A 20,350-nucleotide genomic window follows, 5' to 3' on the forward strand; every position below is an offset into this window, starting at 1 on the left:
CTAATTAGTTATCCCCGAACCGACTCAAGTCAATTTTATAAAACTCGTATTCATCCTCTGACTTTTGCTCGGGTTTATTGATATAAAGTCCTTCGGAGGTAAGGAACCAGTTTTCCAGATCAAAGTTTGGTGGATATGAAAAGTCATATTCCCCTAAAGAGTCAAAATCTCGATTGTAAAATGAGAATGAATAGTTTTTAGTTCTAGAATCTTTGGTTTCTCCATTCCCGGTTTCATTTTGCTTTCTTATTAGGAGAAAGAAATTTCGTTTCTTATTGAACAACAAATCAATTGTCGCAGACGATTCTTTTTTTAATTCATACAAGGCAAACTTATCATTTGTTCCTTTAAACGTTTTTTCTACTAGTTCTGTCCCACCGTAATTTGAATTCCGGGTTGATTCAAGAAAATTCTTACTTACAAGCAATGAGTCTTTGTAAATAAATATCGAATCGGAATAAGGAAATGTAAAATAGCTGATATCTTCAAAATCAACATATAATATATCTGGTGGATAGGAACCAATATCTTTTGAAAATTTTTTTAAATATCCAAATGGATAATCTATTCCATAAAAATTTATTTTTTTATTCTTTGGGTCGAAGTCTAAAACAAATTTTTTAAGACTGTTTTTTAAAACTTCTTCATCCTTTGTAAAAAAGTGACTTAAAGGTAAAATAATGGTTCTATATATACCGTTTTTCAATCTAAATAATGTCGATTCTGGACTTATAGAACTTAAATAAGTTATTTCAGAATTAATTAAGAATTTTTTCACAAGCACCTTTTTATCATAATAATAAAACATCCCTTGAGTATTTAGAATTGCTATTTCATCTTTAGAATTAGCGTAAAATAAAGCAACATAATCATCAAAAGCATAAGGCCCATCTAGTGTTAATTGATAGTCATGAATGACTTGTCCCGTTTCTAATGAATAAATTTTCACATTCTGTAAATCTCTAGACACTAGACATTCTATATTATCAATCATCAAAATCTGTTTTATATCAATCCTTTTAGTCAACGAATCTTTCATCAAAGAAAAATCCCCCACAATCAACTCCTCCAATTTCCCCTGATAGATTTCCTCCGAGCTTTTCTCCACACAAGAGAAAGTAAAAAGCAGAACGGCAATTAGTAATAGTATTTTCATTTACGGGGTTTTCAAAATATAACTAAATCTAAAGATAATCTTGAAATCAAAAAAGCCCCGAATCTAAAATCGGGGCTTTAGTTAATCTTTGAGGTGTCATTGTGAGCTACGAAGTAGCGAACAATCTCCTCGAAGGTTTTATTCTATTTAACTATAGATGCTCAAGACCTTCGATTCCCGATACTTTTCGGGACTCGAAGGTCTAAAAGGTCAATCTTTTCCCAAAAAAGGATATTTATAATCCTCTGGAGAAACAAAGGTTTCTTTGATCGTACGCGGAGAAACCCAACGTAGTAAATTGATCATCGAGCCAGCTTTGTCATTCGTTCCTGAAGCTCTCGCTCCACCAAATGGCTGCTGCCCTACTACTGCGCCGGTTGGCTTGTCATTGATGTAGAAATTCCCTGCTGCATTCTTTAGCTTTTGCGTAGCCAATTCCACGGCATAGCGATCTTGAGAGAATATGGCTCCTGTCAAGGCATAAGGCGAAGTCTGATCAACCAATTCCAATGCTTCTTCAAAGTGCTCTGAATTGTAAACATAGATCGTCAAAACCGGACCAAAAATCTCTTCACACATCGTCGTGTACATAGGATCTTGCGTCAAGATGACAGTTGGCTCGATAAAGTAACCTTCTGATTTATTGAATTTACCTCCGGAAATGATTTCAACACCTTCAGTTTCTTTTGCTTTAGTGATGTAATTCGAAATTTTATCAAAAGCCTTCTCATCAATTACCGCATTGATAAAGTTGGTGAAATCTTCTGTTCCACCCACTGTCATAGTAGCAAGATCTTCCAGCATATATTTCTTCACATCTTCCCAAATATTAGATGGGATATATGCTCTAGAAGCGGCAGAACATTTCTGTCCCTGATATTCAAAAGCTCCTCTAACCAAACCTACGGCAACCGCTTTTGGGTTTGCAGACTTATGAGCGATCACAAAATCCTTTCCACCAGTCTCTCCGACGATCCTTGGGTAAGATTTATACTTGTGAATATTTCCACCAATAGTCTTCCAGATATGCTGGAATACTCCGGTTGAACCTGTAAAGTGAATCCCAGCAAAATCGGGATGGTTGAAAATAATATCACCAGCTGTCGGTCCATCCACATAGATCAAGTTGATCACGCCATCAGGCACACCAGCTTCTTTGAATACCTGCATCAGCACATTTGCAGAATAGATCTGGGTATAGGCTGGTTTCCAAACGATGGTATTTCCCATCATGGCGGCAGAAGTAGGCAGATTACCTGCAATGGCTGTAAAATTGAACGGAGTCAAGGCAAAAACGAATCCCTCCAAAGGTCGTTGCTCTACACGATTCCAAACACCGTTTCCAGAAACTGGAGGTTGTTGTGCATAGATCTCAGTCATGTATTTGACATTAAAACGTAGGAAGTCGATGAACTCACATGCTGCATCAATCTCAGCCTGCATTGCATTCTTGGATTGACCAAGCATGGTAGCTGCGTTGATTTTAGCACGGTAAGGACCAGCAAGTAAATCCGCGGCCTTCAGGAAGATCGCAGCTCTTTGTTCCCATGCTAGATTTTCCCAGGCATGTTTTGCTCCCAAAGCTGCATTAATTGCTTGCTCCACATGAGACGCATCTCCCTCGTGGAAATATCCAAGTATATGCTTGTGGTCGTGAGGAGGAGACATAGACTTGGTATTACCCGTTCTAACTTCCTCAGAACCAATATACATAGGAACATCAACTTGCATTGATCTCGCCTCTTTAATCGCAGATTGCAATTCTTTTCTTTCCGGACTTCCGGGAGCATAAGCTTTTACCGGCTCATTGACTGGTGTCGGCACAGTGAAAAATCCTTTTAACATGATATTTGGAGTTTATTTGATTTCTGTTCAGGCCAAAGATAAGGAAAGGGGATTATTTGGCTAGTGATTTTGGTAACAAAAGGACTTAAAGTAAGGCTTCCAATTCCCTCAAATGGGCAATTGTATAGGTAGGTTGAAGCTCAATTTGCTTTCCTTCTGGATTAAAATAGACTTGATCAATTCCTGCATTGATAGCCCCCAGTATATCTGAATTTGGGTTATCGCCGATCATCAAGCAATGCTCATGTCTTGTTCCAAGTTTTTCAACAGTATGATGAAAAATTCGAGCATCAGGTTTTTTGTGACCTGTTGTCTCCGAAGTCACGATCAAGTCAAAATAAGACCCAAGTTTAGCCGAATTAATTTTTTTTGCTTGCGACTCATCAAATCCATTGGTGATGATATGCAATTGATATTTCCGCTGGAGGTATTCCAAAATCTCGAAAGTATAGGGGAAAACATGAGATTTAGAAGAGGTTCTATGCATAAAATCCTCTTCGAAAGGCAATGGAATTCCATCCGCCGATGCACCTGCATGCTCAAAAATCATCCTAAATCGTTCCTTTCGAAGATTTTCTTTATCGATCTTCCCGACATTATACCAATCCCAAAGCTGGTAGTTGATATGATGAAATGAATCAAAGAAATTCTGAAAAGTAGGGATTCCCAAGCCCAATAAATCGTAGTGATGGTAAAGCTCGGAAAGTGATTCGGTGACATTTCGATCGTAATCCCAAAGTGTATGGTCCAGATCGAAGAAGATGTGTTGGTAAGTTTTCAAATTAATTAACGTCGGTATTGGTTATTCTGAATTTTATTAATGGCGAGTTCTCGGTTTGACTTTAGAATTTCGAAAGTTTCTTGATCCCGGATTAGACTGGGATCTTTTTGGATAAACTTGAAAATCTGCTGAATGATTTCGAGGTATTCCTCCAAAATGTAATAAAAGACCCATTGGTCCACTCTACGACTTCCAAGCAAACCGGCATTTTTCAATGAGATTAGATGCCTGCTGGTTTTAGTTTGGGTAAAATCCAAGATCAATTCAAAGTCAGAAATGGACAATTCTTTATTATTCATCAAAAGATGGAAAATCCTTACTCTAGGCTCCTCTGAGAGTGCTTTGAAGATTCTAAGCCCGTAGTTTAAACTGATATTTTTTAATCGCATTAGTAAGTTTTAACGCAGTTTATGCAATGAAAATAAAAATTCACCCGAAATTAGGGTATTATCGCATCATAAAAGACAACCATCGGCCGTCCATTTAGTTAATTTATCTGTGAAGACTTCATTTTGTTATAAATCGCTCCTCGTTTTCCTTTTGGGATTCTTTATATCTGTCCAATTTGTAAATGCTCAAGATCAGAAGGAAAGAAAGGTAATTCAGCTTTCCGGAATCGTCTTAAATTCCGACAGTACCGATGCTGTGGCAGGGGTAAATATTTACGTCCCTAAAAAAGGAAGAGGAACCAGCTCCGGAAGATTTGGATATTTTTCCATGCCAGTATTAGAAGGTGACAGCATTGTATTTTCTTTTATAGGTTTGAAAAAACAAACTTTTAAAGTTCCTGAAACAGTTGAGAATGACAGGATCAGTTTGATCCTTACCATGGAAGTTGATGAAATAGCCTTAGCAGAAATCGAAGTAATGCCCTACCCTACCGAGGCGGAGTTTAAGCAGGCTGTAATAGCAATGAACGTAGTGGACCCTATGTCGATCAGCAGAGCAAATATGAGCCCGGAGATGCTCCTTCGTTGGGCTGAGAGTATGCCTGCATCCAGTAATGAAAACTTCCGCTATTTCCAACAAGGTCAAATGCTTCAAAATCAAGATCTATACGGTCCTAGACCACTTCGGCTTCTTGATCCATTTGCTTGGTCTCAATTTATCCGATCAATTAAGCGAGGAGACTTGAAAAGAAAGGACTAGCCTTTTTTGCGCTCGGCGGCGCAGCGAAGAACTCCCGCAAGGGCGCAAGGGCGAGATTTCAATCTGTTTGATCATTCAAAAAGTTTTTGATCTGGGCTCTTTCTACTGATTTTGTCTCGCGGTGGCGCGGCGACACAGCGAAGAACTCCCGCAAAGGTGCAGAGGCGCAACCTCAATCCGTTTGATCATTCAACATGCTTTTGATCTGGGCTTTTTCTATTGATTTTGTCTCGCGGCGGCGCGGCGACACGGCGAAGAACTCCCGCAAAGGCGCAGAGGCGCAACCTCAATCTGTTTGATCATTCAAAAAGCTTTTGATGTGGAATTTTACTATTGATTCTGTCTTGCGGCGACGCGGCGAAAAACTCCCGCGATGGCGCAGAGGCTCAATCTCAATTTGCTAGGTAGCCAAAAAGGCTTCCATTGATTTTACCAATCCTAGGACTAGTCTTATACAAACCGAAAAAGTAATATCGACAATAACCTCTGAAATATCATTTTCATGCATAATTGGGCTGATTTAACTAAACACGAAAAAACTGCACCTTGGCGCCTTAGCGGGAGATTTACCCATTTTATTATTCCCGCAAGGGCGCAAAGGCGAAATTTTAATCAGTTAAACCATTTACCACTCTTCTAATCCCATCTGTGAGTTTATCCTCATTAAAGTTAATCAGCATACCCAATCTCATTTCTGTTAATTTAAGATAAGTTCGAAGTTGCTTTGGATGAACTGGAAGAAGTTTCTCTACAGATTTCAACTCAATAATTACCTTATTATTAACAATGATATCTGCGCGAAATCCTTGATCCAACTTCATATCATTCCAAATTACAGGAATTACCACTTCTGTCTGAACCTCTAGCCCTCTTAATCTCAACTCATACACAAACACTGCCTGATAAACTGACTCCAGCAATCCGGGACCTAACCTTTTGTAAATCAAAAAAGTGATATCGACTATAATCTTTGAAATATCGTTTTCATGCATAATTAGGCAGGTTTAAAAAATCCAGAAAAAACTGCGCCTTGGCGCCTTGGCGGGAGATAGAACCTTTGTTACTACCGAAAGTAATTTAGTCAATCTCCGGCAGCACCCAATTCTCAAGTACACTCGGAATCTTCATCATTTGCTCGATAGCAGCGATAGATCTTGGAGCATCAGCAGAAAGGTTGATCGGACCATCTTTGGTCACCAAAATATCATCCTCTATCCGAACAGCAATTCCCCACCATTTTGGATCACAGTTACTTCCCTCAGGAATATAAATTCCAGGTTCGACTGTTAATACTACTCCCTCTTTTAGGTTTGCACCTCGGACTCCCCGATCGTGAACATCCAATCCAAGGTGATGGCTAGTTCCATGCGGAAAATAGTTGTGTCTTTCTCCAGCTTTGATAATTCCCAAGTTGGCAAGTCCATCATTGATGATTTTTCGTCCGGCTGCATCTATTTCAGAAAAACTCGCTCCCGGCTTGCAGAGTGCTATTCCAGCTTCTTGCGCTTGATACACCAATTCATAAATTGCCCGCTCTTCTTCATTGAATTTACCATTGATTGGGATAGTACGGGTGACATCTGCCGTATAACCTTTCCACTCTGCTCCAAGATCCATGAGAAGCAAACGATCGTTCACGTTTCGCTTATCATTCTCGACATAATGAAGAATACATCCATTATTTCCTCCACCTACGATGGATGGATAACCCAAATCTTCGGCACCATATCTTTTGTAGATAAATTCATGAACGCCCTGGATTTCTCGCTCTGACATTCCTGGCTTAGCCGCTTTCATTACTTCGATTTGGCCAATTGCAGAGATTTTCACAGCCTTTTTTAGAAGGGTTATTTCTTCCGGAGTTTTTACCTCTCGAAGCACATCCATCATTTGAGAAAGCGCTATGATATCTACCTTCTGCTCGGGCATTTCGGCTTTGACAGCCATTCTTTTCTCCGGAGAATCAGCCTTCATATACGAGTTGATCGCTGGGTCATCGAGCATTTCAGGATATTGTCGTGAGTATCTAGTAATCATTTGAACCACCCTCTCGGAGTTTTCAAGATCAGACTTCTTGATCATATCATAGATTTGGGCGCTGGCTTCGTTGTATTTATCAGGATAGGCAGCAGCTGACTTAAATTCATTAATCATCGTGATCAATGGACGATTAGAGCTGCTCTCTTCTATGCCTTGGGAAAGACTAAAAGTGAAAATCCGATCAAAGTCTTCAGGATTTATTCCTGATTTTTCGGCAAACTCAGAATTGAGGAGAGCCTTCTCGAAACCCAACTTTTCAATTGCTCCTTCTTGTCCAAGACGTTTTCCATTCCACATCTCAGCACGTGGATCTCGCTCTTGAACGAATATTATTTCATCTGTCAACTCCCCGTTTATTTCTCGCTTTTCGCTAAAAAGGACTAGTACTGCATTTGGCTCTCTAAACCCTGTGAGGTAAAAAAAATCAGTATCAGGATGGTAAATGTAATCCACATCATTGGTCCTGTTTTTTACAGGATTGTTAAAGAAAACTGCAACCGTGTTGGTAGGCATCAATTTTCTCAATTCATCTCTTCGACTTTGGTGCCAATCGGAAGTGAGTCCCCCTTCAAAAAAAGATTGAGGCAATCCAGCAGTCGAAATCGAAAGAAATAATAAAGTCCAAAATAGTTTTTTCATGATCAAGAAGAATAAAATCGTTCCAATGTCTCATCTTTTAGCCATTTAACAAAGTCTTAATCCAATGATCGGGACAGATCATTATCTTTGAAAATCTAAACAAATCAAATTATGAAAAGAATTTGGGGAATTTTCATCCTATTGTTGGTCGTTTTTGGCCCTGCTTCTGCACAAACCACCACGGGTAAACCAAAACTTATTGTTGGAATCGTGGTCGATCAAATGCGCCAAGATTACCTCTACAAATATGCAGACCGCTACAGTCAAGATGGATTCAAAAGGCTCATGAATGATGGCTTTATGATGAAAAATGGACATTATAATTACATACCGACCTATACCGGACCTGGTCATGCTTCGGTTTACACAGGCACTACGCCAGCTACACACGGCATTATAAGCAATAGTTGGTATGTAAAAAGTACCGGTAAATCAATTTATTGTGCTGGTGATTCAACAGTTACAAATGTGGGTGGAACTCCAGGAAATGGGCAAATCAGCCCTAGAAATCTTCTAACCACCACGATAACCGATGAATTACGATTTTCATCTAATAAGCGATCAAAAGTGGTAGGAGTAGCCATAAAAGACAGAGGAGCGAGTTTGCCTGCGGGACACTTAGGCGATGCTTATTGGTTTGACAGTGAAAACGGGGAGTTCATGACTTCCAGCTATTACCATGCTGAGCTACCTGCTTGGGTTACTTCTTTTAACTCAAAAAAGCTGGCTGATTCCTATTTGGAACAAACCTGGGAGACACTTTATCCTATCTCTACTTACAAGCAAAGTATTGCTGATGACAATGAATTTGAGGCCCCATTTATTGGAAAAGATAGCCCTACTTTTCCTTATAACCTTTCCGAACTCCGCGGGACAAATGGAGGTCCAGGACTAATTGCCTCCACTCCTTTTGGAAATTCACTGACTCTTGACTTTGCGATAGCAGCTATTGAAGGTGAAAATCTGGGCAAAGGAAATGACACCGATTTCTTGGCCGTAAGTTTTTCTTCCCCTGATTATATTGGCCATAGATTTGGTCCGACTTCCGTAGAGGTGGAAGATAATTACCTTAGATTGGATCAAGAGATGGCTAAATTGCTGAGTTATTTAGATAAGACCATCGGGCAAGGTCAGTATTTGATTTTTCTTACAGCTGATCATGGAGTAGCTGATGTAGCCACTTACATGGAATCTGAAAATGTTCCTGCTGGAAATCTAAACACTTCTTACATCACCGGCCAGCTCAAAGGCTATATGGCAGCGCAATTCGGTGAAGGAGATTGGATTCTCAATGTATCCAACGAGCAAGTATTTTTAAATGAAAAACTTGCGCGTGACAAGGATGTTGACCTTGATGATATTGAAGAAGAACTTGCAAGATTCCTCCTAAGATTCAGAGGGATCAAAGAAGTTTACACTGGAACAACGATGAAAACTTCTGCTTTTGAAGAAGGAAGAGCGCACTTACTTCAAAACGGTTTTAATCATAAAGCTTCAGGGAATCTCTTGTTAATCTTAGAACCCGGCTGGTTGACTGGTGGAGCAAGAGGAACTTCGCATGGAACAGGCTTTACCTACGACACTCATGTCCCGATTTTATTCTATGGATGGAATGTAAAACCGGGATCAAGCACTAGATATGCAACAGTCACTGATATTGCTCCTACTCTGTCGATGATGCTTGGAATCAGGCTACCGAATGGAGCTACAGGCCAGCCTATTCAGGAAATCACGAATTGATCACAACTTCTCTACTAATAGAAAAGCCTAGAACTTTGACAAGTCTAGGCTTTTCTAGTTTACACAAGTGAAAAGAAGTGAATACTTAGTATTTAAAAGTTAATTATTTCATGAGTATGAGTTTTTCAATTCGATTATTTGTTAAATCTGAATCCTCATATCCCTCAGCAATTTCAATTTTAGCAGAAATTTTATAAGTACTGTCTTTATGAGCAATAAAATGATAACTACCCAATTCTTTTGTGTAAGTAATACTATTTTGAGGTAATAGCTCAGTCGGTTTCCTATCCAAACTGACTAACTTATCGTTGATAAATAAAGTAAATTTATATGCATTTTCAGGACACGTATTCTTTGATAAATTCATAACCCTAATTTTTAATATCACGGGGCTACCATCTTTCAACTCCTCTTTTGTCAAAGCATCCATTGCTATCTTTAAATCAAAAGAATTACTGCTTGTCACAAGGCAGGAAACAATTGACATAATAGTTAGAAGAAACGATAATATGTAACTCATAGATTTTTAATTTTATAATAATATTTATGACTTAAAAATTTTTCATTCTTTTGGTAAAAATCATGAGGTGCTGATAAATATCCGTCTTTAGTTGACACTGAACCAAAAGCTCCCAATTTGCTATTCTGAACAATCTCCTTTCCTACTAGATTAAGATTTTTATCAAATAAAAAAATCGTAGACGTTCTAAATTGGCCTTTATTTACTGTAGATTCACTACTCGCGTAAAAGTGATGAAACACCCTTGAAAATATTTTTGAATCAGAGTGGTATCTCAGATTCTCAAAATAAGGTGTTTGAATTCGGTATGTCCAAGCCTTGCTTCGATCCTTCTTTATATCATATGCCATTGGTGGCAGAAATTTCAACTCCTCTTCACCTGCAAAGGGTGGGGAGATTCTTAACAATTCACCTGATTCAAGATCATATTGATAAATCAGTTGATCAATTGGATAAGAAGCATAAACAATCCCGTCGTGAAGTGTAATCTGAACAACACTAATATCATCAGGATAAAAATTATTTTGACGGCTTTTAATCTTTCCAATTGGTGGAGAAAAAGCTTTTGTAATTTTCCCTAAATTAAGATCTATAATAGCTATTGATGGCAAATTACTATCTCCAGCCAATTCATGAAATCTCTGGGATACTATCGAGCAAACTATTTGGTTTTTTTCACCATCAAAATAAAAACTATTATACATTACAAAGGTAGGAAACATAAAGTCTATCTCTCCAAATGGATTTTCACCCAGAAAAGAAATATTCCATTCATTCTTCTTCTTACCATCATTATCAATTAAATAAATATTTTTAGATTGAAAAGACAGAAAATAGATACTATCTGGATTGTGAATATAGAATGAAGAAATATCGTTTTTAAAAAAATTTCTATCAATTTTTATTTTCTTTACAAAATACTCATTCTTTAAATTAAACACACTAATTGTATTTGGCTCTGCTCCAGGAGAAAGCCCAAAAAACAAGGAGTCCTCCCAAATCTGATGTTTTGAATACTTCGCATATACAAACTCATTCAAGTCGACATTCAAGCTATCCACTAATTTAATTTGATATGATATATTATTGACAACAGGAACAATAGCATTATCATGATAAGCTGATGAACAGCTAAAAAAAAATAAGCTTAAAAATATATAAATTCTTGTCATGAGACCAGTAAATATAATTAAGGAGGAAAAAATCCCTCCTTAATTATGGGTTTTAGCATTAAGTAAGAATAGGTACAAATGGCCCTGGATAGGTCTTAACATCACCACCAATACAGTCTTCTCCAGAACCAGCACATACTGCGTATTGTGGGGTTTCATGCCCGTCATAGACATCAATAAAATGCCCTAAGGGTGTTCCTTGTGCGCTTACTTCATCCATAGTGCCAATAAAAGCTACCGCAAATATCAGCGTAAATAGTGAGAGAATTTTCTTCATAATTAATCATCTAATGGTTTAAAAATTATTTCCTATAATAATAGTGAATTAAAAAATAAATTAAAAAATTATATAACTAATTGAAAATCATGAGGATAAAATTTAAAAAAAATCCCACGCTCCAAAATCATTTAACTTAAACAAAATGTATTTAGGTCTCAAGAATTAACTCTTACTACTCCGTCCAGCTCATTGGATATTTTTCGTCAACAAACTCCAAGGCATCAGTGGTGATTTCTAAGGACTTGAAGGTATCTAGCATTACTGCATATTCGTGAGTTTCTTTTGCACCTATGGATTTCTCCACTGTTCCGGGATGTGGACCATGTGGCAATCCTCCCATGTGAATCGTAAATGATCCTCTGTCGATTCCCTTTCGGCTCATGAATTCTCCCTCTGCGTAATACAATACTTCATCGGAATCAATATTGGAATGATTGTATGGTGCAGGAATCGCCAATGGATGATAATCAAACAGTCTTGGAACGAACGAACAGATCACAAAACCCCAAGCCTGGAAAGTTTGGTGTACTGGAGGCGGCTGATGGATTCTTCCAGTAATGGGTTCAAAATCAAAAATAGAAAGTGCATAAGGATATAAATACCCATCCCATCCCACGATATCCAAAGGACTATGCCCATACGAATATTGATGAAGCATTCCCTGCTTTTTGATCTGAACAAGGTAATCTCCTTTCTCCTTTTCGATTTTCAATTCATGAGGAGTACGAATGTCTCGCTCGCAATAGGGAGAATGCTCCAATAATTGTCCCACTTCATTACGATAGCGCTTCACGGTTTCAATAGGTCCTTTAGACTCGATCACCAACAATCGCAAAGGTCCTTCCTCCTGAAATTCAAAACGATAAATAGTCGTCCGAGGAATTACGATATAATCACCTTTTTTAACCTCCAATACGCCAAATTGGGAATACATCACTCCTTCGCCATCATGAATATAGATCAGCTCATCACCGTCTGCATTTTTGAAGAAATAATCCATCTTCCGTTTTTTTGGAGTACAGATTCCCATCATCACATCACTATTCATCATGAGAATTCTTCTAGCACTTAGATAATCCTCTCCAGTGATTTCTACTCCGGAAGTTTTGAGATGGGTTTGATTTAATCCATGCGCTTTTGCGATCTTCCAATCGAAGGGCTTGGGTGTGCCAATTGACTTAACTTCATTTGGGTTATAGATATGGTACATGGTGGAATAGATCCCAGAGAAACCTTTGGAACTCACCAGTTCTTCTTTGTAAAGACTGCCATCAGGTTGGCGAAATTGTGTGTGTCGCTTTGGTGGAATAGCTCCGAGCCGATGATAATATGCCATTTGAGTTGGGTTTATATGCTTCGCTAAATTACAAATAATGATTCAGGACTGAAATTCCTTTTTATTCAATAGCTTGACTTATTTCAACAGTGTCCTTCTAATTAAGTTTTTATAAATTGGACCATATGAAATCGAGCATGACTAAAAAGTCACACACTGGTATGATTATCAGCTTTGCGAGATTCCATATGACCTATAAAAATCGAATTATAAACAGATGAAAAATCTTCACCTTTTACTTTGCCTTATGATCAGTTCACTTCCCTTGATAGCGCAGCAAAAAACTCCAGCGAAGCTAATCTGGGCTGATGAGTTTGAACAGAATGGCTCACCCGACCCAAGTAAATGGAGCTTCAATATCGGAGATCATGGTTGGGGAAACAACGAACTTCAGTTCTATACGGACGACTTAAAGAATGCCCGTGTGGAAAATGGAAAGTTAATAATAGAAGCCCATGCTGACTCCAATAAAGCAAAAGGCTATACCTCAGCAAGACTGGTCACCAAAGGAAAAGCGGCATGGACTTATGGGTATTTTGAAATTAAAGCAAAACTCCCGGAAGGCGTCGGCACTTGGCCTGCAATCTGGATGCTTTCTGAAACAAACCCTTATGGCCGCTGGCCAAAAAGTGGGGAGATTGATATTATGGAGCATGTGGGCTTTGATCCTTCCGTAATCCATGGTACAGTGCATACTGAGGCTTTCAACCATTCCATCGGGACAGATGTGGGTGAGGTAAAATCAATTCCTGATTTTAGTACTGCATTTCACACTTATGCGATCGATTGGAAAAGTGACAAAATTGATTTCTATATTGATGATTCACTGTATTTCACGTTTACCAATTCGGGGAAATCAACAGCAGAATGGCCTTTTGATCACCCATTTCACTTAATTCTAAATATAGCTATTGGTGGAAACTGGGGAGGTCAGAAAGGAGTCGACACTTCTATTTGGCCTCAAAGAATGGAAATAGATTATGTACGGGTTTATTCCGAAAAGCCATTCTAAAATTTAAATCTCGATAGGATTTACCAAACAAAACCAAAAGGATTCACTGATTTGTTTGGGATTATCTCCCAAAGGTTATTTATTAGAAATACAAAAACAGTTAGCAAAACAAACAAGACATGCAAGATTCAGTAAGTAAACGCAAAAAAGTCAGAGCACTAGTGATCATAAGCTTTTTACTATTACTGATTTACGCCAAGAACCTAATCGAACGATCTTCTTTCAAAGAGATCAGTCGCGCCTTTTCAGAAGTATATGATGATCGATTAGTGGTAAAAGGATACATTTTTGATATCTCTGAAAACCTTTTCAATATTCAGGAATTAATCGACCATTGTGACCTAGATTATGACTACAGCAATATTATTGATGAAATCACAACTAGTGAAAATGAAATTCTGGATATCATTGCTGAATTTGAAAAAACAAAATTGACTGAGCAAGAGGCCGAGTATCTTAGCGATTTCAAAGAAATCATACAGAATGACTTGAACATAAAGAGTTATGAATTATTGTATTCTGACTCTTCAGGGGTAAATATCGAACAAGTCAAAAGCTATGATGAAAAGATTTCCCGCGCTCGAAAAGATTTAGAAGGACTTTCCGACATTCAGCTTTCGGAAGGTAAGAAAGTGATGGGAAAAGCAAAATCATTGATTAATCGCTCCCAAATCTGGGCTCAATTTGAAGTGGCTTTGCTGCTCCTTATTTTAGTTGTGCTTTATTTATTGCTTTTCAAAAATTTTAGTTCCAAAGAAGAGACAGATCAATAATTTTAAAAAAATAGATAAAAAAACCTGCCAGTTAATTCTGGCAGGTTTTTTTATGAAACTCGAATCCTTAAAGGAAATCTAAATCGCGTAAGCTTTGTCTCCCTCATTCCAAGGAATACAAGGATCAAATCTACCAGGAACTTCTACATAATTCAGTGCCTGAGTAGCTCCAATTTCTGAAGAAAAATACCCCAAGACAGTAAGGTCTCTGAGCATATTGATCACTTTGGCATCTTCGCCTTTACTGGACTTATATTGTTCATACATGCCATTCAAGTAAGCTAACCGATCTTCAGCCGAAGCTTCTACGAAATCAGAACCTTTGGTAGATTTGAAGTCTTTTCGAATTGAATTTAACCCATCTACAAAAGTCTTTTGCTGCTCTGCATCATAGGTATCTTTTACCATCATCACCATAAAGGCACCAATACCAGTAGCTTTTGCACCTGGTGTATCTGTCTCCGGAATGATCGTGTCGCCTATCTCATCCAAAAAAGCAATGTCCTCAGGGCTGAAGTTTAGACCTTCGATCTGCTGCTCGGGGGCACATCCTGTCAGGATAGCCGTAGAACCGACCATCGTTCCTCCCATCATTACCATGACGCTTTTGAGTGCGTCTCTTCTATTCATAGCCATAGTCTTTTCTTTTTGGATTAAAGGTTTTGCTTTTTCAATTCTTCCACTGCGAAAGCAGCCGCACGAGCTGTCAAAGCCATATAGGTTAGCGATGGATTCTGTGCAGCTGCAGAAGTCATACAAGCACCATCAGTTACAAATACATTTTTCGCATCCCAAACCTGGTTGTTCCCATTCAGAACAGAGGTTTTTGGATCACGACCCATTCTGGCAGTTCCCATTTCATGGATTCCTTGACCGAAAGTATATCCAGCATCGAAGGTTTTTACATTTTTAAAACCAGCTACCTCAAGCATTTCGGCAGCATCGGCCATCATGTCTTTCCGCATATTGATTTCATTTTCCTTGATCTCTGCATTCATGACCAAAGCCTCCATTCCCCACTTATCCTTTACGGTATCGCTTAGCTTAACCGTATTCTCATGATAAGGGAGAATCTCTCCAAATGCAGTGAAACCTATACTCCATGGTCCTGGCTCGGTCAGCGCTTCTTTCATCGGCGCACCAAAATTAAGTTCAGCGACATCTCTGTTCCAACCGCTTCTGCTCGCTCCTCCCTGATAACCGAAACCTCTTAAGTAATCCCTTTTTTCTCCGTTTAGATTTCGGAATCTTGGAATATAAAGTCCGGTTGGTCTTCGACCAAAATAATATTTGTCCTCATAGCCGTCTATTTGTCCATTTGCACCAAGTCGGAAATGATGATCCATGACGTTATGACCTAATTCACCAGAACTTGATCCTAAACCTCCAGGCCAAATATCAGTTGCCGTTCTCATTAAAATTGCGGACGAATTGAATGAGGAAGCACATAAGAAAATGATTTTTGCGTCATATTCCACAGTCTGATTTGTCTCTGCATCAAGCACTTCTACACCAGTGGCTTTCTGGGTGTCTTTGTCGTAAATCAATCTTCTCACGATTGACCATGGTCTCAACGTTAAATTTCCTGTAGCTACTGCCGCAGGTAATGTTGAAGCCTGAGTACTGAAATAGCCTCCAAATGGACAACCCAAAGAGCACTTGTTTCGATACTGACATCCTGGACGACCTGGAAGTGGCTGCGTAATATTTGCTGGTCTACCGATAGTCCAGGTTCGTGCATCTTTGTAATGTTCTTTAATCCGTGCAGCAGCATCTTTTTCTACACAGTTCATTGGCATTGGCGGCATGAATTCTCCATCAGGAAGAATTGCCAAATTATCTTTAGAGCCAGATACTCCGGCAAACTTTTCTACATAGCTATACCAAGGAGCAATATCTTTGTATCGGATTGGCCAATCGACCGCAATTCCTTCTTTGGCATTTGCCTCAAAATCAACATCTGCCCATCGATAAGACTGACGTCCCCAAAGTAGGGAACGACCTCCTACTTGATAGCCTCTAAACCAAGTAAAAGGCTTTTCCTCCACATATGGTGACTCGTCCTCATGTGCCCACCAGTCTAAATTCAACTCATTCAACACATAATCTCTTCTGAGATTCGGGTGATTTTCAAGTTGCGCCTGTGTTCTTCTTCCTCTATGCGGAACCTCCCAAGGCGGGATAGTTGCAGTTTTATAATCTTTGATGTGTTCCACATTTGGACCACGCTCGAGAAGCAATACTTTCAGTCCCTTCTCTGTCAGCTCTTTGGCAGCCCAGCCACCACTAATCCCCGACCCCACAACGATTGCATCGTACGATTGATTTGCCATAAATTGGTTTTTTGGTTTATTAAATATTATACATCACAGACTTGCACAGCCTGCGCTAATGATCCCATTTTATCTGCAGATTTCGGAATAAACTCGTGAGAGACGTATCCCTTATATCCTGAATCCACGATCGCCTGCATGATTGGAGTATAGTTTATTTCCTGATTTTCGTCCAACTCATTACGGCCTGGGTTGCCCGCTGTATGATAATGACCGAAATATTCATGATTTGTTCGGATGCTTCGAATGATATCTCCCTCATCGATCTGCATATGATAGATATCAAAAAGTAACTTGAAATTATCGCTACCTATTCTTTTACATAATTCAACTCCAAAAGCGGATTTGTCACACAAATAATCTTTGTGATCCACTCTACTGTTTAGCAGTTCCATTTGAACAATTACCCCATGCTTTTCGGCAATGGGTATGATCCGCTCCAATCCAGCTTGACAGTTTTTAAGCCCAGTCTCATCATCCATTCCTCTTCTATTTCCAGAAAAGCAGATTAAATTTTTATAGCCTGCTTTTGCAACTAGAGGAATGACCTCAGCATAATTTTTTTCAAGCTGATCGTGAAACTTAGTCTCTCCAAAACCATCTACCAAGCTAATCTCAGCGCCATTACACATGGAAGAATAAATCCCATGCTTTTTGAGGATTTCCCAATTATCGGGTCCGATCAGATCAATTCCTGTTATCCCGATTTTTTTTATTTCAACACAAAGCTCTTCGAGTGTATAATCTCTAAAACACCAAGCACAGACACCGTGATTGATGTTTCCTTTGAGCGAGCTTTGCTTTTCTTTCTTAAAATCCATGGAAGTAAGTGCCCCGAAAGCAGCGCCTCCAAGGAGAACTTTCTTAAAGGAATCTCTCCTTCCGGAATCAATAGGTTTGGTCATGAGGGTTTATTGAGGTGAGTTTATTTTCTCTTTTTTGAAAAGAGTGATGAAAAATAATAAAACCAAGACAGAAATACCAGAAGGAATCAACCAAATTGATTTCCAGTCGTGATTACCGGCAGCATTTAAGAAATTATTAGACACTAATCCCGCTACCCAAAAGCCGATTAGCATCCCTATTCCATAAGTCGCCAATGTAATTAAGCCTTGTGCAGAAGATTTGAATTTGGTGCCAGCATGAGAATCTGTATATATCTGACCACTTACAAAAAAGAAATCATAGCAAACGCCATGTAAAAGAATCCCTATTAAGAGCATCCATACTCCTTCGTCTGCATTGCCAAATGCAAAAAATACATAGCGAATTGCCCAAGCTAGCATGGCTACTATTAAAGTCTTTTTAATCCCAAATCTGGTGAAGAAAATCGGTAAGGCTAATAAAAACAAGACTTCTGAAACTTGTCCCAAAGCGATTTTGCCAGTTGAATTCTCAACCCCTATTTCGGTCAAAAAAGGACTGACATTTTGATAATAAAACGCCAAAGGAATACAAATAAGAATAGATGAAATAAAGAAGATGGCAAAGTTCTTATGTTTCAATAATGCAAGTGCATCCAATCCAAGGATCTCTGAAATCTTGATTTTTCCTCCCGTTTTTGCCTGAGGCGGTGTATGAGGAAGTGTAAAACTAAAAACCCCCAAAACCAATGAAACAAGCGCCGCCATTAACCAAGTATGCCGGAGTAAACCCTCCTTCAAGCCCTCCTGACTGTCCCAAGCAAAGAAGCTGATTAACAACCCCGCAGCAATCCATCCAACTGTACCCCAAACCCGAATCACCGAAAACTCTTTTGCCGGGTTCTTCATTTGATTAAATGAAATGGAATTTACTAGTGCCAGAGTGGGCATGAAGAGAATCATATAGGCTAATAGAAATGGAAAGAAACCGTCAAAATCAGTCGAACTGTACATCATGTACATTAACCCTGCTCCGATCAAATGAATTACTCCTAGAATCCGCTGTGCATGAAAATACCTGTCAGCAATTAATCCCACAATAAACGGGGCTATGATTGCTCCAAAGGATTGGGTTGAAAAAGCAAGAGAAATATCCTGGTCTTTAGCCATCAAATTTGAACCTAGGAAAGTCCCCATTGTCACATACCAAGAGCCCCAAACAAAAAATTCAAGGAACATCATTAAAGACAAGCGAGACTTTGTGGCTAAATTCATAGGGCCGAATTAATGGTAAATATTGGGTTAAGTACTTCCCAAAGTTTAGAGTTTGGGCTTTTTCCTGTATTTTAAGCAGTTCCTTTGATTTTCTGAAGAAAGAGGTCGTTTTATTTTGAAAAAGCCACTCATAACCTGTTGTTGCTTCTGATCATTTATTGCCTCTTCTAAGTTAATTTTAGAAGGAAATTACCTGATAAATCTATTATTTTAAGAATCAATAATTGAATCAACAAGTCTTTTTTTATTATGACAACACCCAAAAAACTTAAAATAGGATTGATTGGCGGAGGTCCTGGCTCATTTATCGGAGCAATCCATCTCAATGGTGCTTTGATGGACGGAATGTTTGAAGTAGCTGCCGGAGCCTTCAGTTCAAATCCTGAAAAATCAAAACAACGAGGCGAAGAATTGATGCTTGATCCAAATCGAGTGTATGGTTCCTATGATGAAATGTTTGCCAAGGAGCTATCTTTGCCTGAATCCGAAAGGATCGACGTTGTCGTGATTGTAACTCCAAATAATGTTCATTTTGATCCCGCTGTAAAAGCATTGAAAAATGGGTTTCATGTGGCGTTAGACAAGCCTTTGACCTTGAATTATCAAGAGGCAAAAGAGCTATACCATATCGTAAAATCCTCCGATAAGCGGTTTCTCTTGACCCATACTTACTCAGGGTACCCGATGATCAAGCAAGCAAAACAAATGATTGCAAATGGAGAGATCGGAAAAGTAAGAAAAGTATATGTCGAGTACCCGCAAGGCTGGTTGTTTAAACTATTAGAATCTGAAGACAATAAACAAGCACAATGGCGCACAGATCCTAAGCGAAACGGTTTGGCAGGCTGCATGGGGGATATCGGTACACATGCTTTTCACATGGCGGAGTATGTCACAGGGGAGAAAGTATCACAAATCTGTGCAGATCTTTACATCAAAATACCTGGCAGACCAATCGATGATGACGGAGTTGTTTTGATGCGGTTTGAAAATGGAGCCTCCGGAGTTTTGATGGCTTCTCAAACTGATACTGGAGCAGAAAATAATTTGAAAGTCCGGGTCTATGGTGAAAAAGGAGGCTTAGAATGGGAGCAAGAACTCAATAACACCTTACTTGTTAGATGGCCGGAAGGCCCAGATCAAGTCTACCGTGCTGGAACTGGATATCTAGGTTCCATGGCTCAGGAAAATTCCCGTACCCCAGCAGGCCACCCGGAAGGATATGTGGAAGCTTTCGCAAACCTCTATCGCAATTTTGCTAGATGTATCTACGCTGATCGGGCTGGTCAAAAGCCAAAACCTGAGTGGGAAGATTATCCTGGAGTAGAGGATGGAATCAGGGGGATGGCTTTCATTGATCACGTTTTGAAAAGCAATGTATCCGATCAAAAATGGACCCCATTTGTGGTAGAAAAATAAATTCTTAAACCTAAATA

General features: G+C 39.0%; 19 protein-coding genes. 5 read left to right on the top strand and 14 right to left on the bottom strand.

Translation table 11 applies throughout. From position 1 onward, the window contains the following. Positions 1 to 4: 4 nt before the first annotated feature. From BVC88_RS06425 to BVC88_RS06440, 4 genes are all read right to left on the bottom strand, one after another. On the bottom strand, positions 5 to 1,156 hold the full coding sequence (locus BVC88_RS06425) for a hypothetical protein (protein WP_075349812.1): 1,152 nt from the start codon (positions 1,154 to 1,156) through the stop codon (positions 5 to 7). A gap of 210 nt (positions 1,157 to 1,366) precedes the next feature. Beyond that, positions 1,367 to 3,001 (bottom strand): L-glutamate gamma-semialdehyde dehydrogenase, encoded by a 1,635-nt coding sequence (gene pruA / locus BVC88_RS06430; RefSeq protein ID WP_075349813.1) that lies wholly within the window; start codon positions 2,999 to 3,001, stop codon positions 1,367 to 1,369. A gap of 85 nt (positions 3,002 to 3,086) precedes the next feature. Then, entirely contained in the window at positions 3,087 to 3,782 is a 696-nt protein-coding gene (locus BVC88_RS06435; protein WP_075349814.1) for a YjjG family noncanonical pyrimidine nucleotidase, read from the bottom strand. Positions 3,783 to 3,787: 5 nt separating this feature from the next. Next, positions 3,788 to 4,171, bottom strand: a complete 384-nt coding sequence (locus BVC88_RS06440; RefSeq protein ID WP_075349815.1) for an ArsR/SmtB family transcription factor — start codon at positions 4,169 to 4,171, stop codon at positions 3,788 to 3,790. Positions 4,172 to 4,280: 109 nt separating this feature from the next. On the opposite strand from BVC88_RS06440, the gene BVC88_RS06445 reads away from it, so the two are divergent. After that, complete coding sequence (locus BVC88_RS06445; RefSeq protein ID WP_075349816.1) at positions 4,281 to 4,931, top strand: carboxypeptidase-like regulatory domain-containing protein; 651 nt, start codon at positions 4,281 to 4,283, stop codon at positions 4,929 to 4,931. A gap of 608 nt (positions 4,932 to 5,539) precedes the next feature. Here the strand turns inward: BVC88_RS06445 and BVC88_RS06450 are convergent. Together BVC88_RS06450 and BVC88_RS06455 are read right to left on the bottom strand one after the other, a co-directional pair. After that, positions 5,540 to 5,923 carry a GxxExxY protein gene (locus tag BVC88_RS06450; protein WP_075349817.1) on the bottom strand — a complete coding sequence of 128 codons (384 nt, stop codon included), beginning with the start codon at positions 5,921 to 5,923 and terminating at the stop codon, positions 5,540 to 5,542. Positions 5,924 to 6,008: 85 nt separating this feature from the next. Further along, complete coding sequence (locus BVC88_RS06455) at positions 6,009 to 7,610, bottom strand: aminopeptidase P family protein (RefSeq protein WP_075349818.1); 1,602 nt, start codon at positions 7,608 to 7,610, stop codon at positions 6,009 to 6,011. A 111-nt stretch (positions 7,611 to 7,721) separates the two neighbouring features. Here BVC88_RS06455 and pafA point away from each other — a divergent pair, with 111 nt between their 5' ends. Next, positions 7,722 to 9,350 carry an alkaline phosphatase PafA gene (gene pafA / locus BVC88_RS06460; RefSeq protein ID WP_075349819.1) on the top strand — a complete coding sequence of 543 codons (1,629 nt, stop codon included), beginning with the start codon at positions 7,722 to 7,724 and terminating at the stop codon, positions 9,348 to 9,350. Positions 9,351 to 9,453: 103 nt separating this feature from the next. Here the strand turns inward: pafA and BVC88_RS06465 are convergent, their stop codons facing one another. The 4 genes from BVC88_RS06465 to BVC88_RS06480 all read right to left on the bottom strand — a co-directional run bounded on the left by BVC88_RS06465 (position 9,454) and on the right by BVC88_RS06480 (position 12,658). After that, positions 9,454 to 9,870 (bottom strand): hypothetical protein, encoded by a 417-nt coding sequence (locus BVC88_RS06465; protein WP_075349820.1) that lies wholly within the window; start codon positions 9,868 to 9,870, stop codon positions 9,454 to 9,456. After that, positions 9,867 to 11,042, bottom strand: coding sequence for a DUF4221 family protein (locus tag BVC88_RS06470; RefSeq protein ID WP_075349821.1), 1,176 nt, complete (start codon positions 11,040 to 11,042; stop codon positions 9,867 to 9,869). Before BVC88_RS06470 ends, BVC88_RS06465 begins: the two co-directional genes overlap by 4 nt. Positions 11,043 to 11,100: 58 nt before the next feature. Further along, positions 11,101 to 11,262: a hypothetical protein gene (locus BVC88_RS21300; protein WP_175574384.1), complete on the bottom strand. Its 162-nt coding sequence runs from the start codon at positions 11,260 to 11,262 to the stop codon at positions 11,101 to 11,103. A gap of 232 nt (positions 11,263 to 11,494) precedes the next feature. Then, positions 11,495 to 12,658 (bottom strand): homogentisate 1,2-dioxygenase, encoded by a 1,164-nt coding sequence (locus tag BVC88_RS06480; protein WP_075349823.1) that lies wholly within the window; start codon positions 12,656 to 12,658, stop codon positions 11,495 to 11,497. A gap of 217 nt (positions 12,659 to 12,875) precedes the next feature. Here BVC88_RS06480 and BVC88_RS06485 point away from each other — a divergent pair, with 217 nt between their 5' ends. Then, positions 12,876 to 13,670 carry a glycoside hydrolase family 16 protein gene (locus BVC88_RS06485; RefSeq protein WP_075349824.1) on the top strand — a complete coding sequence of 265 codons (795 nt, stop codon included), beginning with the start codon at positions 12,876 to 12,878 and terminating at the stop codon, positions 13,668 to 13,670. A gap of 119 nt (positions 13,671 to 13,789) precedes the next feature. After that, on the top strand, positions 13,790 to 14,443 hold the full coding sequence (locus BVC88_RS06490; protein WP_075349825.1) for an MCP four helix bundle domain-containing protein: 654 nt from the start codon (positions 13,790 to 13,792) through the stop codon (positions 14,441 to 14,443). Between the two features lie 78 nt (positions 14,444 to 14,521). Here the strand turns inward: BVC88_RS06490 and BVC88_RS06495 are convergent, their stop codons facing one another. The 4 genes from BVC88_RS06495 to BVC88_RS06510 are packed head-to-tail and all read right to left on the bottom strand — an operon-like array spanning position 14,522 to position 18,914. Beyond that, a complete protein-coding gene (locus BVC88_RS06495) occupies positions 14,522 to 15,079 on the bottom strand; it encodes a gluconate 2-dehydrogenase subunit 3 family protein (RefSeq protein WP_075349826.1) in 558 nt (185 codons plus the stop codon). 17 nt (positions 15,080 to 15,096) lie between these two features. Next, entirely contained in the window at positions 15,097 to 16,776 is a 1,680-nt protein-coding gene (locus tag BVC88_RS06500) for a GMC oxidoreductase (protein WP_075349827.1), read from the bottom strand. Between the two features lie 26 nt (positions 16,777 to 16,802). Then, entirely contained in the window at positions 16,803 to 17,681 is an 879-nt protein-coding gene (locus BVC88_RS06505; protein ID WP_075349828.1) for a hydroxypyruvate isomerase family protein, read from the bottom strand. Between the two features lie 6 nt (positions 17,682 to 17,687). After that, positions 17,688 to 18,914, bottom strand: a complete 1,227-nt coding sequence (locus BVC88_RS06510) for a nucleoside permease (protein WP_075349829.1) — start codon at positions 18,912 to 18,914, stop codon at positions 17,688 to 17,690. A 249-nt stretch (positions 18,915 to 19,163) separates the two neighbouring features. On the opposite strand from BVC88_RS06510, the gene BVC88_RS06515 reads away from it, so the two are divergent. Next, complete coding sequence (locus BVC88_RS06515) at positions 19,164 to 20,333, top strand: Gfo/Idh/MocA family protein (RefSeq protein WP_075349830.1); 1,170 nt, start codon at positions 19,164 to 19,166, stop codon at positions 20,331 to 20,333. Positions 20,334 to 20,350: the final 17 nt, after the last annotated feature.

The organism is Algoriphagus marinus (assembly GCF_001936475.1).
Taxonomy (GTDB): Bacteria; Bacteroidota; Bacteroidia; order Cytophagales; family Cyclobacteriaceae; genus Algoriphagus; species Algoriphagus marinus.

Coding starts and splice junctions, on each gene's coding strand:
- BVC88_RS06425 (WP_075349812.1), bottom strand. CDS start 1,156: ATGAAAATACTATTACTAATTGCCGTTCTGCTTTTTACTTTCTCTTGT.
- pruA (WP_075349813.1), bottom strand. CDS start 3,001: ATGTTAAAAGGATTTTTCACTGTGCCGACACCAGTCAATGAGCCGGTA.
- BVC88_RS06440 (WP_075349815.1), bottom strand. CDS start 4,171: ATGCGATTAAAAAATATCAGTTTAAACTACGGGCTTAGAATCTTCAAA.
- BVC88_RS06450 (WP_075349817.1), bottom strand. CDS start 5,923: ATGCATGAAAACGATATTTCAAAGATTATAGTCGATATCACTTTTTTG.
- BVC88_RS06455 (WP_075349818.1), bottom strand. CDS start 7,610: ATGAAAAAACTATTTTGGACTTTATTATTTCTTTCGATTTCGACTGCT.
- pafA (WP_075349819.1), top strand. CDS start 7,722: ATGAAAAGAATTTGGGGAATTTTCATCCTATTGTTGGTCGTTTTTGGC.
- BVC88_RS06465 (WP_075349820.1), bottom strand. CDS start 9,870: ATGAGTTACATATTATCGTTTCTTCTAACTATTATGTCAATTGTTTCC.
- BVC88_RS06470 (WP_075349821.1), bottom strand. CDS start 11,042: ATGACAAGAATTTATATATTTTTAAGCTTATTTTTTTTTAGCTGTTCA.
- BVC88_RS21300 (WP_175574384.1), bottom strand. CDS start 11,262: ATGGATGAAGTAAGCGCACAAGGAACACCCTTAGGGCATTTTATTGAT.
- BVC88_RS06480 (WP_075349823.1), bottom strand. CDS start 12,658: ATGGCATATTATCATCGGCTCGGAGCTATTCCACCAAAGCGACACACA.
- BVC88_RS06485 (WP_075349824.1), top strand. CDS start 12,876: ATGAAAAATCTTCACCTTTTACTTTGCCTTATGATCAGTTCACTTCCC.
- BVC88_RS06490 (WP_075349825.1), top strand. CDS start 13,790: ATGCAAGATTCAGTAAGTAAACGCAAAAAAGTCAGAGCACTAGTGATC.
- BVC88_RS06495 (WP_075349826.1), bottom strand. CDS start 15,079: ATGGCTATGAATAGAAGAGACGCACTCAAAAGCGTCATGGTAATGATG.
- BVC88_RS06500 (WP_075349827.1), bottom strand. CDS start 16,776: ATGGCAAATCAATCGTACGATGCAATCGTTGTGGGGTCGGGGATTAGT.
- BVC88_RS06505 (WP_075349828.1), bottom strand. CDS start 17,681: ATGACCAAACCTATTGATTCCGGAAGGAGAGATTCCTTTAAGAAAGTT.
- BVC88_RS06510 (WP_075349829.1), bottom strand. CDS start 18,914: ATGAATTTAGCCACAAAGTCTCGCTTGTCTTTAATGATGTTCCTTGAA.
- BVC88_RS06515 (WP_075349830.1), top strand. CDS start 19,164: ATGACAACACCCAAAAAACTTAAAATAGGATTGATTGGCGGAGGTCCT.